We start from the raw sequence: 12598 nt of genomic DNA on the forward strand, positions 1-12598 counted from the left end.
GGTAAAGAAGAGCGGGGGCAGCCGGCCCGATTTCTGCCAGCTACCCCCACCTATTCGGCCGTACGCGTTCCGTATTCAGTTCCAACCGGTAGCAGCTCGGTTATCGGAGCAGCGAGAGAACGTTCTGCGCCGACTGGTTGGCCTGGGACAGCATCGAGGTGCCGGCCTGGGTCAGGATCTGAGCACGGGTGAAGGAGACCATCTCCTGCGCCATGTCGGTGTCCCGGATCCGCGACTCCGACGCGGACAGGTTCTCCACCGCGACGTTGAGGTTGTTGATGGTGTGCTCGAAGCGGTTCTGGTAAGCACCGAGCGAGGCCCGCTGGTCCGAGACGGTGGTCAGCGCCTTGTCCACCGTCGTGATCGCCGCGGTCGGGTCCTTGGTCAGGTCGACCGTCTTGGTGCCGAGCGTGCCCGAGTCGGTCGCGCCGATGTTGAACGCGATGCGCTCCTTGGCGTTCGCGCCGACCTGGAACTGACCGGTGTTGCCACCGGAGACGTCGGTCAGGGCGGTGGCGGTGTCGATCTTCAGGGCGGCCAGGGCGGCGCCGGTGTTGTCGGCGGCCGTGAAGTCGCCGACGCCCTGCAGCTGGTAGGTCGTGTTGCCGGACTTGTCGGTGCTGGAGGTCATGCTGACCTCGTTGCCCTGCAGGCCGATGTCGCGCAGCGAGCTGCTGATCGCCTCGTTGGCCCGCTTGACGACGTCCGCCGGCGCGGTGTCGTCGGTGGAACCCTCGACGGTCACGGTGAGCGCCGTGGAAGCGAGGTCGAGGGTGCTGCCGTCCTTCTGGGTGAACTTGGTCGCACCGCTGATCTGGGTCAGGTCGATCTTGTACTGGCCCTGTACGGCAGCCGGGATGGCCGGCAGGCCGTCGGTGCCGCCGGCGACCACGTTGGTGGTCGGGTCGACCGCGGTGCGCTTGGTGGCGCCGAAGCTGCCGTCGAGCAGCTTGGCCTTGCCGAAGGCGGTGGTGCTGCCGATCCGGTCGAGCTCGGAGTTCAGCTGCGTCATTTCCTTGTTGGCGGCCGACGCGGCCTCCTTGTCGGTGGCGCCGTTGTTGGCGGCCTGGACCGACAGGTCACGCATGCGCTGCAGGATCGTGGTGACCTCGTTGAGCGCGCCTTCAGCCGTCTGCGCGACGCTGACGCCGTCCTGGGTGTTACGCACGGCGACCTTGAGACCGCCGACCTGCGCACGCAGACCCTCGGAGATCGAGAGGCCGGCCGCGTCGTCCGCCGCCCGGTTGATGCGGAAACCACTGGACAACTTCTCCAGGGACTTCGACATCTGGCCGTCGGTGACCGACAGGTTGCGGTAGGCGTTCTGCGCGGCGATGTTCTGGTTGATACGGAGACCCATTAGTAATTCCTCCTTGAGCGGGGTCTTTCCGGCCCATCCGTGAGGCCGTGGCGATACGCCGGATCCGATCGGCGTGGCACCGACGGTCATGAGCAGTCTCTGAGATTCCTTCACACTTTTCCGGCAAACCCGAAGAAAGGTGAAATGGTCGGATCGGGCGAAATTCCTCAGCGGAGGAGCAGACGTGCCGACCTGTCCGAATGAGCGGGCATGTCGAGGGGGCGTGCCCGACACCGAGACGGAGGACCAGGGTGAGCCTGACCGACCTGGCCAGCGTCCTGTGGCGTTCACGTGAGCTGCTGGAGATGCTGCTGTTCAAGCTTGAGGAGGAGCAGTTGCTCCTCACGTCCAACCGCTCCCGCTGGCTCAGTCACGCCACCCGGGAGGTAGAGGTGGTGCTGGACCAGATCCGGCAGACGGAGGTCATCCGGGCCGCCTACTCCCAGGACGTCGCGGTCGAGCTCGGTCTCAACCCGGAGGCTTCCCTCGGCGAGCTGGCTGACGCCGCGCCGCCCCCCTGGTCCGACCTGTTGCACCAGCACCGCAAGGCGTTTCTGATGCTGACCTCCGAGATCAGCGCGCTCGCCGACGTGAACCGTGACCTGCTCACCGCCGGCCAGCGCGCAGCACGCGAAACCATGCTCGCGTTCGCCGAAACTGTGGAAACGTACGGACCGCAAGGCCAGACCGTTTCCGGCGGCGTGCGCCGCTCCAGCCTGGTTGATGAGGCGATCTGAGATGGCTAGCACTTTCGGCGGTATCAACACGGCGCTCAGCTCGCTCTACGCGCAGCGGCGAGGCCTGGACATCACCGGTCAGAACATCGCGAACGCCAACACCGAGGGTTACACCCGGCAGCGCATTCGGATGCAGTCCCAGACCGGCAGCCTGAACCCCGGCATTTACTCCACCACCGACCAGGTCGGCAACGGTGTCACGGTCGCCGCGATCGAGCGGGGGCGTAATCAGTACCTCGAGGACCGCGGTCGCACCGAACACGCGAGTTCGGCCTACCTGACCAACACCAAGGCCACGTACGACCAGGTCGAGAGCGTGCTCGCCGAGCCGAGCGACACCGCCCTGCAGGCCCGGCTGCACGACATGTGGGACGGCTGGAACGACGTCGCCAACAACTGGCAGGACCCCTCGACCCGCAGCTCCCTCATCGAGCGCAGCAAGACCGTCACCACCACTCTGAACGACGCGTACACCTCCATCTCGCATCACTTCGACGATCAGCACAACCAGATCGACGCGTACGTCACGCAGGTCAACACCATGGCCTCCGGGATCGCCGACATGAACAACCAGATCGCGATCGCGCAGAAGGCCGGCCTGCCCGCCAACGAGCTCCAGGACGAGCGCGACCGTCAGGTCATGCAGCTGTCCGAGCTGTCCGGGGCCAGCGCGATCCTCAAGGACGACGGCTCGGCCAACGTCTACGTCGGAAACGTCGGTCTGGTCGAGGGCTTCAACGCCCGGGAGCTGGAGCTGACCGGCCCGGGCACCCTGGACGAGGTGATGTCCTCGGGTGACAAGGTGGCGCTGAAGTGGTCCGGCACCGACTCGCCGGTGACCGCCGGCGGCACCATGGGCGCGATGCTCGACTCGATGAACAACCTGCTGACCGGCATCGTGTCCGACCTGGACAGTGTGGCCAAGGGCATCGCGGACACGGTGAACACCGCGATGGCCGGCGGGTACACGATCGACGGCAAACCCGGTGACGGCAGCGATCCCGGCGTGCCCCAGTTCTTCGAGGGGACCACCGCCGCCAAGATCAAGGTGGCGCTGACCGACGCGTCGCAGGTCGCGTTCTCCCAGGGCAACCCCGACATGACCGGTCCGGATCCGTCGCTCGACCACTACGTCGCCGACAAGCTGTCCGGGATGGGAATCGACCCCACCGGCCCGGACGCGACGTACCAGTCGATGATCGGCCGGCTCGGTGTCTCGGCCCAGGCGACCGCCCGGCGCAGCGAGATCCAGGACTCGGTGAAGGACCAGGTGGATTCGGCCCGGCAGGGCGAATCGGGGGTCAACCTCGATGAGGAAATGACGCACCTGCTCACCTACCAGCGCGGTTATGAGGCGGCATCGCGAGTCCTCACGACGATTGACTCGATGCTCGATCAGCTCATCAACCGCACCGGCATGGTCGGCCGGTAATGGCGGGGAGAAATAACGCATGACAATTCCCAGCAGGTCCACCGAAACAAGCATGATCACGAGATCACTCGGCGATCTGCAGCGTTCCCAAGCTCGAGGAGCGAAGCTCCAGACCCAGATCTCCAGCGGCAAACTGCTGAGCCGGCCGTCGGATTCGCCGACCGGCACGGTCACCTCGCTGCAATTGCGCGGCGAGGTGCGCGCGACCCAGCAGTACGCGCGCAACGCCGACGACGGTCTCGGCTGGCTCGGCACCATTCAGGACAAACTCGGTGACGCCTCGACCCAGCTCATCCGGGTTCGCGATCTGACCGTGCAGGCCCTGAACACGTCCAACAACGATCAGTCGCGCGAGGCTCTGGCGGTCGAGATCGACAACGTCCGCCAGATGATGCTCGGCGAGGCCAATACCAAGTTTCTGAACCGGCCGGTCTTCGGTGGCACCACGCCCGGGCCGACGGCGTACACCGAGGCGACCGATGGCAGCGGTGACTACGTGTTCAGCGGCAACAAGAATCAGACAACCCGGACGGTCGGCGCGAACGCGCAGGTACGTATCGAGGTCAGTGGCCCGGAGGCATTCGGTGAGCCGGGCACCGATACCGAGCTGTTCAACGTTCTCAAGCAGATTTCGGCCAACATTAGAGGTGGCGATTCGGCCGCCTTGGACACAAACCTACAAAATCTCGATAGTGCCCACGATTTACTTAAATCCGCACTTTCGGATGTAGGCGCCCGATATAATCGGATTGAACAGATGAAGCAGTCCGCAGACGACCATCTGTTATCCGTGACGTCGCAGCTTTCCGACATCGAGGATGTCGATCTGCCTAAGGCGATCATGGAATTGCAGATCCAGCAGACCTCGTACCAGGCCGCCCTGGCCGCCACGGCCAAGGTGATCCAGCCCTCGCTCATCGATTTCCTGAGGTGACCATGAGTACTCGCACCGCGTCCCGACCGATTGAGGCGTCCATGATCGACCCGTCGCTGGGTTTGCCGACCATCACGATGGCGGTGCCCATGCCCGGTTTCCCGGCACATCGGGAGTTCGTTCTGGTCCGGCTCAACGAGGACGGACTGCTTTACGCTTTCACGTCCATCCAGGACCCGGACCTGCGCTTCCTGGTGGCCCCGCCGGAGCCGTTCTTCCCGGACTACGCGCCGGAGATCGAGAACGAGGTCTTCGCGGCGCTGAACACGAAGGACCCCGACCGGCTGCTGCTGATGACCGTCATCACGGCCGGCGTCGACGACACCACGGCCAACCTGATGGCGCCGATCGTGGTCGACCGGGACACCCACCGGGCCATCCAGGTCGTGCTCAGCGGTTCCGGTTACCCGGTCCGCGCGATCATGCACCGGGCCTACTGACGTCCTGGCGGCGGCGCGGTCGCCCGGTCCGCGACCGCGCCTCTCGCGCTGCTGTCCGTCCACGGATGGAGGAGGGCACCGGATGCTTGTGCTGACTCGGCGGGCCGGCGAGAGCGTGATGATCGGGAACGACGTGATCATCACGGTGCTCGAGGCACGCGGGGACGTCATCCGGCTGGGCATTCAGGCCCCGCGCGACGTTCAGGTCCATCGTGAGGAAGTGTTCCGGGAGTTGCAGGCGGCCAACCGCGAGGCGGCGTCGCCCACCGACGATGCGGTTCGGGCGATAACGAAGATGCTGCAGTCGCCGGAGTAATCCGGCTGATCGGGGGCGCCCCGGTGCTTGGCGCCGGGGCATACCCGGATCCAAGGGGGAACGATGGCGCGACTGGCAGATATCGGCATCGCCAAGCGGCTCACGCTGATCGTGGCGATCGGTGCGGTCGTGCTGGCCGCACTGGCGGTCATCACGGTGGTCAGCCAGAGCAAGATGACGACCCAGGGTGAGAAGCTGGTCGGCCTGCAGGCCGGTGCCTCCGCGCTCAACCACCTGGACACCCGGCAGAGCGAACTGAAGGTGGACGCTTACCGGTCCGCTCTCGGCCAGGACGTCACCCAGGACGTCAGTGACGACGTGGATTCCTCCACCGAGGCCGCCGACGCGGTCGAGTCCGCCGGGATGCCGGCCGACCTCACCGCGAAGTTCGCCGGTTACCGGGCCGACTTCACCTCGTTCAGTGAGTTCATCACCCAGTTCGCGGCCGATGCCAAGACGAACGTGGCGTCCGTGCAGTCGCGGCTCGACGAGATCTCCGAGCGCAACCACGTCACCGATGACGAACTCGGTGGCCTGGTCGACGAGGTGAGCGCCCTGGTCATCACGGAACGCGCCGAGATGCGGCACATCTCGAGGACGACCCAGTGGACCGTGCTCGCGGTATCCGGGATCGGCCTGATCGTGATGATCGCCCTGGCGGTGCCGATGGCCCGCTCGATTCTTCTTCCGGTGCGCCGGCTCGGGACCGTCATCGACCAGGTCGCGGCCGGGGACCTCACCGTGCGCAGCGGCATCACCAGCCACGACGAGCTCGGCCGGATGGCCGGTGGCCTGGACGGCGCGCTCGACTCGATTCATCATTCGCTGGAGACCATCGGCAAGGACGCGGACCAACTGGCCAGCGCCGCCGGCGAGCTCTCCGCGGTGGCCGCGCAGATCGCCGAGGCGGCCGGCGACACCGACCGGCAGACGTCGGCGGCATCGGCCGAGGCCGAGGAGATCTCCCGCAACGTGCAGTCCGTCGCGGCCGGCTCCGAAGAGATGGGCCTCTCGATCCGCGAGATCTCCCGGAACACCAGCGAGGCCGCCCAGATCGCGGCGGTGGCGGTGGCCGAGGCGGCCCGGGCCACCGAGACGATCCGCCAGCTCGGTGCCTCCTCCGAGGAGATCGGCAACGTGATCAAGCTGATCACCTCGATCGCCGAGCAGACCAACCTGTTGGCACTCAACGCGACCATCGAGGCCGCCCGGGCCGGCGAGGCCGGCAAGGGCTTCGCGGTGGTGGCGTCCGAGGTCAAGGACCTGGCCCAGGAGACCGCGAAGGCGACCGAGGACATCGGCACCCGGGTCAACGCGATTCAGCAGGACACCGGCGGCGCGGTCGAGGTCATCTCCCGCATCTCCGAGGTCATCGCGCAGATCAACGACTTCCAGACCACCATCGCGAGCGCGGTCGAGCAGCAGACCGCGACCACCGGTGAGATGAGCCGCAGCATCGCCGAGGTGGCCAGCGGCTCGTCCCGGATCGCGCACAACATCTCCGACGTCGCCGCGGCCAGCGCCTCCGCCGTGCAGGGTGTCGAGCAGACCCGCGAGGCCTCCACCGAGGTCGCCCGCACCGCCGATGAGCTGCGCGGACTCGTCGGCGCGTTCCGCCTCTGAGCGAAACCGGACTGCACCACTCACGGACCGGGCCTGACAACGCCGCCCCGGCATTCTGTTCCAGGACGGAAGATCTCGATCCTGGGAGAAATAGTGGGCGCAGAGCGGGAAACAGTGATCGAGGCGCTGGACCTCACGGTGGACGCGCATGCGCACACCGGGTTCGCGGCCGGTCGCGACAGTGTCGGCGTGGTCGTCTCGGCCGCCGACCGGGCCGGGCTCACCGCGCTCACCTTCGCCGACCAGGTCGGCCCGGACACCACCTGGCTGCCGGCCTACGCCGACGCGGTCCGCCGGGCGCAGCTGCGCACCGAGATGACGCTGCGGGTCGCCGCCGAGGTCGAGGTCGTCCAGCCGGACGGCTGGCTGGCCTGGCCCGCCGATCTTGGTCCGCTGGAGGCCGTCTCGGTCGCCGTCTCCCGCCTGCCGCTGGCCTCCGGCCTGCTCGCCCCGCGCGACGTGCGGGTGATGCTGAGCAGCGGCGAGCTGACCGCCGAGCAGGTGGCCGAGGCGCTGATCCTCGCCACCGTGCGTGGTCTCGAGCGCGCCTCCCGCTACGCCCCGACCCAGCTGGCCCGTCCGCTGAGCCTGCTCGCCCAGGTCGGCATGGACGACGCCGCGATCACCGCCGACATGGTCGAGGCGCTCGCCGCCGCGTGCCGGGAGAGCGGCACGATCGTCGAGGTCAGCGAGGCGTGGCGGTGCCCGTCGGCGCGGGTCGTGGCGCTGCTGCGCGCGGCCCGGGTGACGCTGGTTCCCGCGAGTGACGCCCGGTACGCGGCCGAGGTCGGCCAGTGGCAGTACCTGCGCCGGGTATGACCGAAACAGAACACGATCAGTAATCGTCTCCGTACGCTCGATCATGCCCGGTTGAAGCATCCGAAGCATGGGAGAGATGCGATGAGTATGGTTCAGCAGGCCATCGAGGTGAGTGCACCGCTGCACACGGTGTACGAGCAGCTCGCCGCGTTCGAGAACTACCCACGGTTCATGAGCGGCGTCCGCCAGGTCACCTCGATCGGCCTTGACCAGACACACTGGATCATGGACGTCGACGGGAAGCGCCGCGAGTTCGACGCGCAGATCACCGAGCGCTCGGTCGACGAGCGGGTCTCCTGGTCGACCATGGAGGGCCCGCTGCTGGCCGAGACGCTGACGCTGCGCCCGCTGGGCGAGACCAAGACGCAGATCGTCGCCCAGCTCGAGGCGGACATCGCCTTCCTCATGCCGAGCGACCGGCACGGCCAGGCATCGCTGACCAAGCGGCTGAAGGAAGACCTGACCACGTTCAAGGGCCTGGTGGAGAGCGGGGTGCTCGGCGGCCGGGCGAAGCCGATCGGCGGCGCGACCCGCCCGTCCCCGAAGCGGCCGCTGCCCGGTGCCAGCACCAAGGTGCTCGCCGCGAATGCCAGCCCGGCGAGTGTGGCGGCCCGGCTCCGCAACCGCAATCCGCATCCGGGCGCCGGCTGGGGCACCAGCGCGGCCGAACAGAGCAACGCGAGCCGGGTGGATCTTCCCCGGCACGATCTCGGCACCACCACTGTGGACATCACCACCGCACCCGGCATCACCAGCGAGCACGATCTCGACGAGGTGCTGCCGCCCGGTCGGCGGATCGGCCGGGCCGGCCCGATCAGCGGTGGCGCGGCCGGCACCGCCCGAATGGGTGGCCGCACCACGCGCAAGGACGCCTGGGGAGACGGCATGATCAACGAAGAGGACCGGGGCTCGGCGCACGACATGTGATCGACCCGCTGAAAAGGGCTCCCGGTAAACCCGGGGGCCCTTCTTAAATGGGCGCCGAATCCAATGTCACGATAAATCGGGCGCCGCGTGGTTCGACCGGTTCGTAGCTGATCGTTCCGCCGTTCGCCTCGACCAGGTGCCGGACGATGAACAGCCCGAGCCCGGCACCACGCATGAAACGTCCGAAAATGGTGGACAGCAACTCCGGTGGCATGCCGGGACCGCTGTCCTGCACCACCAGCTCCACCCGATCGCCACGGCGCGTGCCGATCAGCCGTACCGGCGGATTCCCGTACGCCAGCGCGTTCTTGACCAGGTTTTGCACCACGACCGTCAGATGCCCGCGATCGGCCAGAGCGGCCAGATCGTCGTCGATCTCCAGCGAGACGGCCTCGGAAGAGGCGGCCTGGGTCGCCACCTCCAGCAGCGGCACCGGCGCCTGCCGGGCGGTGACCGAGCCGGTGTCCAGCCGGAAGAGCAGCTGGAGATCGTTCATCATCTTGATCAGCCGCTGGGTGTTCTTGTCGATCTTCGTGGCCAGTTCGAGCCGGATGTCGTCGGGCAGATCGGCCCAGTCGGCCCGGAGCAGCTCAGCCAGGCTGGCGATCGAGCTGATCGGCTGGGCCACGTCGTGGGTGAGCATCGAGGTCAGGTCGTTCTTGAAGGCCAGCGCGGTGGCCAGCCGGGTGTTCGCCTCGCGCAGCTCGGTGTTCTGCGCGCTCATCGTCTCCTCGGCCCGTTTCCGGTCGCCGATATCGACGTAGGTGGCGACGTACGCCCGCGGCGAGCCATCCGCGTCCGGGATCGTGGCGACGGTGGCCAGCACCGGCACCTCGCTGCCGTCGACCCGGGGCATCAGCCAGTCCCCGCCGGTCGGCGGCAGCGGGGGCGGATCGAGCCGGATCGGCTCGTCCGGCCCGTGTCCGGTGAGTTCCCGCCAGCGCCGGTTGACGTCGATCACCCGGTGGTTGGCGTCGAGCACCATGACGGCCTCGTTCATCGACTGGAGGAGGGTGGTCGCGAATTCCTGCCGGTCGTTCAGCTCCCGGTCGGTGCTGTCGAGCGTGCGCACCAGATAGCCGGCGAGGCCGAGCAGGGTGAGTGCGGCCAGAATCGCCCCGGTGCTGATCGCGGCGGCCGGCCGGCCCAGCCCGGTGTGCGCGGCCAGGGCGCTGGCCAGCGCGGCCACCGCGGGAACGGCGATCAGCGCGGGCAGCATCCGGCGAACCTTGCGACCGGGACCGGCCGGTTCCTCGACGTGCTGCGGTTCGGTCTCGGGGCGGGCGAGCACGGTGCCGAGGGCCAGGACGAGCAGCGAACCGGCGACGGCCGGCGTCATCAGCCCGCGCGGATGCGGTCCCTCGAAGATCCGCGGGACCAGGGCGGCCAGCGCGACGATGGCGGCCCCGGCGACCAGCGGGTCGGCGGCCCGGAAGCGGGCGACCCGGATGTCGAGGCAGGCCAGGCCGAGCCCGGCCAGCATGGTGGCGGACGCGGCGGCCGGATGCCGGCCCAGCGCGGTGGCCCCGAGCACGGCAGCGGCCAGGGCCGACAACAGGGCGACGACGCGCACGACCCGGCCGGCGGGCAGCACCTGCAACAGCAGGGCGATTCCGGCCGGGACGAGCGCGGCCGCCGGACCTCGGTCCGGCGGCGCGCTTGAAGCTGTAGTGAGCACACCCGCGGCGGCGACCGCGAACCCGGCGCACCCGGCGATCAGCCGGGAGAGCCTGCCCACATCATGCGCCGCGATACGCACATAAGCCCCTCACTACGGAGGAAATGAGCATAACGCGGACTTTTTGGCGAGCGGTTACTTACCGGCCCACTCGTAGCCCTCTTCAAGCTGAATACGCTCGCCGACCCGGACGATGTCGTCGCGGTGGCGGTTGGCGTGGTGCCCGCAGAACGCAAGCTCGCCGCCGCTGGTAAGCGTGACCACCAGTTTCGCGGCCGCGGCGCATCGGTCGCAGCGGTCGGTCAACTCGGCAACAGTGGTGATCTCGGGCGACAGCAGGCTGGTCATATCGCTCTCCTTGCTCGGTGGCGGTGTGCAGCGGTACAGCGGGTAGATCGGCCCTCCATTGCACAGCCTTAGGTTTCTCCGGCCGGGGTTCCGGGCGGTCCGCGCTGGGCGGAATTCGGTGCACCGCAGCTACAACCGACCGGGTCCCGAATAGCCCGGAAACATTTCTCACCATTTCCCTCAACTGCTTTCGGCATGCCGGTAACCCCTCGTCGAGTGGGCCGAAGCCAACGAGAGGAAACAGCTTGCGTATCGCCGCCCGCCTCGCTCTGCTCACGGGTACCGCCGCCGCCATGGTCGGGGGTGCCGCCGGCACCGCGATGGCCGCCCCGCCGGCCGGCCTCGCCGACAGCTACGTCGTGATGGTCCAGGCAGGCGTCGGTCCGGCTTCGTTGACCGCACGGTACGGCGGGGAAGTCGCCGAAACCTATTCCGCCGTCGACGGTTTCTCCGCCCGGATGACCGCCGGCCAGGCCGCCCACCTCGCCGCCGACCCGGCCGTCCGGTCGGTGGAGAAGGACGGCATCGTCGCCGCCGCGGCCGCCCCGAGCCTGACCTGGGGAGTGGACCGCCTCGACCAGCGTGCACTGCCGCTGTCGAAGTCGTTCACCGCCCCGTCCGCGTCGAACGTCACGGCCTACGTGCTGGACGGCGGCGTCCGGATCACCCACAAGGAGTTCGGTGGCCGGGCGAGCTACGGCTGGGACTTCGTCGACGACGACCCGGTGGCCGCGGACTGCACCGGGCACGGCACGCACGTGGCCGGCACGATCGGCGGCGCGACGTACGGCGTGGCCAAGGACGTCAAGCTGGTCGCCGTCCGGGTGCTCGGCTGCAAGGGCAGCGGGTCGTACTCGGACATCATCGCCGGCGTCAACTGGGTCACCGAGCACGCCAAGAAGCCGGCCGTGGTCAACATGAGCCTCGGTGGCGTCACCAGTAAGTCCCTCGACGAAGCGGTGAACCGGTCGATCGCGAGCGGCGTCGTCTACGCGGTGTCGGCCGGCAACGACCACCGGGACGCCTGTCGCCAGTCGCCGGCCCGGGTCCCGGCCGCGATCACGGTGGGCGCTACCGATGTGAACGACACCCGTGGGTCCTTCTCCAACTACGGTTCGTGTCTCGACATCTTCGCGCCGGGCGTCCGGATCGAGTCCGCGTCGAACGGCTCGAACACCGCGACCAAGACGATGAGCGGCACCTCGATGGCGAGCCCGCACGTGGCCGGCGCCGCCGCTCTGGTGCTCGCCGTCCACCCGGACTGGACCCCGGCTCAGGTCCGCGACAACCTGGTCGCCGAGGCCGGCACCGGCCTGGTGCGCAGCGCCGGATCGGGCTCGCCGAACCGCTTGCTGTTCACGGGTTACCTGAGCGCTGTGTCGGCGGCGAAAAGCCATTGACCGGCCGGATGTTGTAAAGGTCGGGCAGTGCAACCGGGCACCGATAGCGTGAATCGGGAACTCGACGCGAACCCTGGAGGACCCATGTCGCAGGCGCCCGACGCGGAGAACCGGCCCACCGTCCTCGTCGTCGACGACGAGGAGGACCTACGCGACATCATGCGCCGCATGCTTGAACGGCGCGGTTTCTCGACCCTGATCGCCGGCGACTCGCAGGAGGCCATCGCGGCCTGCCGGGACCACCCCGGCGAGATCGACATCCTGGTCACCGATCTGGGCCTGCCCGGAGTCTCCGGTGGCGAACTTTCCCGGACCGCCACCGAACTGCGGCCGGGCATGCGAGTCGTCTACATCTCCGGGCTGCCCAAGGAGATGGCGGTGGCCGAGGGGTCCATCGAGCCGGACGCTCTGCTGGTCAAGAAGCCGTTCAGCACCGAGCTGCTGATCGAGGCGCTCCGTTCGGTCCTGGCCGAGGGCGCCACGCCATAACCTTCCGTTTCACCCGAGCGCCGCCGTCACTCGTGACGGCGGCGCTTTTTTCTGTCCCCGGTTCCACAATGTCCGCTCCCGTGCTGCACCTGCTC

At 68.1% G+C, this 12598-nt stretch carries 13 protein-coding genes; 10 read left to right on the top strand and 3 right to left on the bottom strand.

What is annotated here, in order from left to right; genetic code table 11:
* Positions 1-100: 100 nt before the first annotated feature.
* The gene (locus tag Ate02nite_RS49585; protein ID WP_203812122.1) at positions 101-1360 is read right to left on the bottom strand and encodes a flagellin N-terminal helical domain-containing protein; all 1260 of its coding nucleotides are present in this window, start codon (positions 1358-1360) and stop codon (positions 101-103) included.
* 251 nt (positions 1361-1611) lie between these two features.
* Here Ate02nite_RS49585 and Ate02nite_RS34695 point away from each other — a divergent pair, with 251 nt between their 5' ends.
* The 8 genes from Ate02nite_RS34695 to Ate02nite_RS34730 all read left to right on the top strand — a co-directional run bounded on the left by Ate02nite_RS34695 (position 1612) and on the right by Ate02nite_RS34730 (position 8588).
* The gene (locus tag Ate02nite_RS34695; RefSeq protein WP_203812123.1) at positions 1612-2097 is read left to right on the top strand and encodes a flagellar protein FlgN; all 486 of its coding nucleotides are present in this window, start codon (positions 1612-1614) and stop codon (positions 2095-2097) included.
* Between the two features lies 1 nt (position 2098).
* Positions 2099-3529 carry a flagellar hook-associated protein FlgK gene (flgK, locus tag Ate02nite_RS34700; RefSeq protein WP_203812124.1) on the top strand — a complete coding sequence of 477 codons (1431 nt, stop codon included), beginning with the start codon at positions 2099-2101 and terminating at the stop codon, positions 3527-3529.
* A gap of 52 nt (positions 3530-3581) precedes the next feature.
* The gene (locus Ate02nite_RS34705) at positions 3582-4463 is read left to right on the top strand and encodes a flagellin N-terminal helical domain-containing protein (RefSeq protein WP_239147934.1); all 882 of its coding nucleotides are present in this window, start codon (positions 3582-3584) and stop codon (positions 4461-4463) included.
* A gap of 2 nt (positions 4464-4465) precedes the next feature.
* The gene (locus tag Ate02nite_RS34710; RefSeq protein ID WP_203812126.1) at positions 4466-4903 is read left to right on the top strand and encodes a flagellar assembly protein FliW; all 438 of its coding nucleotides are present in this window, start codon (positions 4466-4468) and stop codon (positions 4901-4903) included.
* A gap of 82 nt (positions 4904-4985) precedes the next feature.
* Positions 4986-5219 carry a carbon storage regulator CsrA gene (gene csrA, locus Ate02nite_RS34715; RefSeq protein ID WP_203812127.1) on the top strand — a complete coding sequence of 78 codons (234 nt, stop codon included), beginning with the start codon at positions 4986-4988 and terminating at the stop codon, positions 5217-5219.
* A gap of 63 nt (positions 5220-5282) precedes the next feature.
* Complete coding sequence (locus Ate02nite_RS34720; protein WP_203812128.1) at positions 5283-6842, top strand: methyl-accepting chemotaxis protein; 1560 nt, start codon at positions 5283-5285, stop codon at positions 6840-6842.
* Positions 6843-6935: 93 nt separating this feature from the next.
* Positions 6936-7661 carry a hydrolase gene (locus Ate02nite_RS34725; protein ID WP_203812129.1) on the top strand — a complete coding sequence of 242 codons (726 nt, stop codon included), beginning with the start codon at positions 6936-6938 and terminating at the stop codon, positions 7659-7661.
* 87 nt (positions 7662-7748) lie between these two features.
* Entirely contained in the window at positions 7749-8588 is an 840-nt protein-coding gene (locus tag Ate02nite_RS34730; protein WP_203812218.1) for an SRPBCC family protein, read from the top strand.
* Positions 8589-8631: 43 nt separating this feature from the next.
* On the opposite strand, the gene Ate02nite_RS34735 is transcribed toward Ate02nite_RS34730, so the two are convergent.
* Complete coding sequence (locus Ate02nite_RS34735; RefSeq protein ID WP_203812130.1) at positions 8632-10347, bottom strand: sensor histidine kinase; 1716 nt, start codon at positions 10345-10347, stop codon at positions 8632-8634.
* Positions 10348-10401: 54 nt separating this feature from the next.
* Entirely contained in the window at positions 10402-10614 is a 213-nt protein-coding gene (locus Ate02nite_RS34740; RefSeq protein WP_203812131.1) for a DUF7455 domain-containing protein, read from the bottom strand.
* Between the two features lie 245 nt (positions 10615-10859).
* On the opposite strand from Ate02nite_RS34740, the gene Ate02nite_RS34745 reads away from it, so the two are divergent.
* Together Ate02nite_RS34745 and Ate02nite_RS34750 are read left to right on the top strand one after the other, a co-directional pair.
* Entirely contained in the window at positions 10860-12014 is a 1155-nt protein-coding gene (locus tag Ate02nite_RS34745; protein ID WP_239147936.1) for a S8 family peptidase, read from the top strand.
* 84 nt (positions 12015-12098) lie between these two features.
* Positions 12099-12503 carry a response regulator gene (locus Ate02nite_RS34750; RefSeq protein WP_203812132.1) on the top strand — a complete coding sequence of 135 codons (405 nt, stop codon included), beginning with the start codon at positions 12099-12101 and terminating at the stop codon, positions 12501-12503.
* The last annotated feature ends 95 nt before the right edge of the window (positions 12504-12598 follow it).

The organism is Paractinoplanes tereljensis, from assembly GCF_016862435.1.
In the GTDB taxonomy this organism is placed as follows: domain Bacteria; phylum Actinomycetota; class Actinomycetes; order Mycobacteriales; family Micromonosporaceae; genus Actinoplanes; species Actinoplanes tereljensis.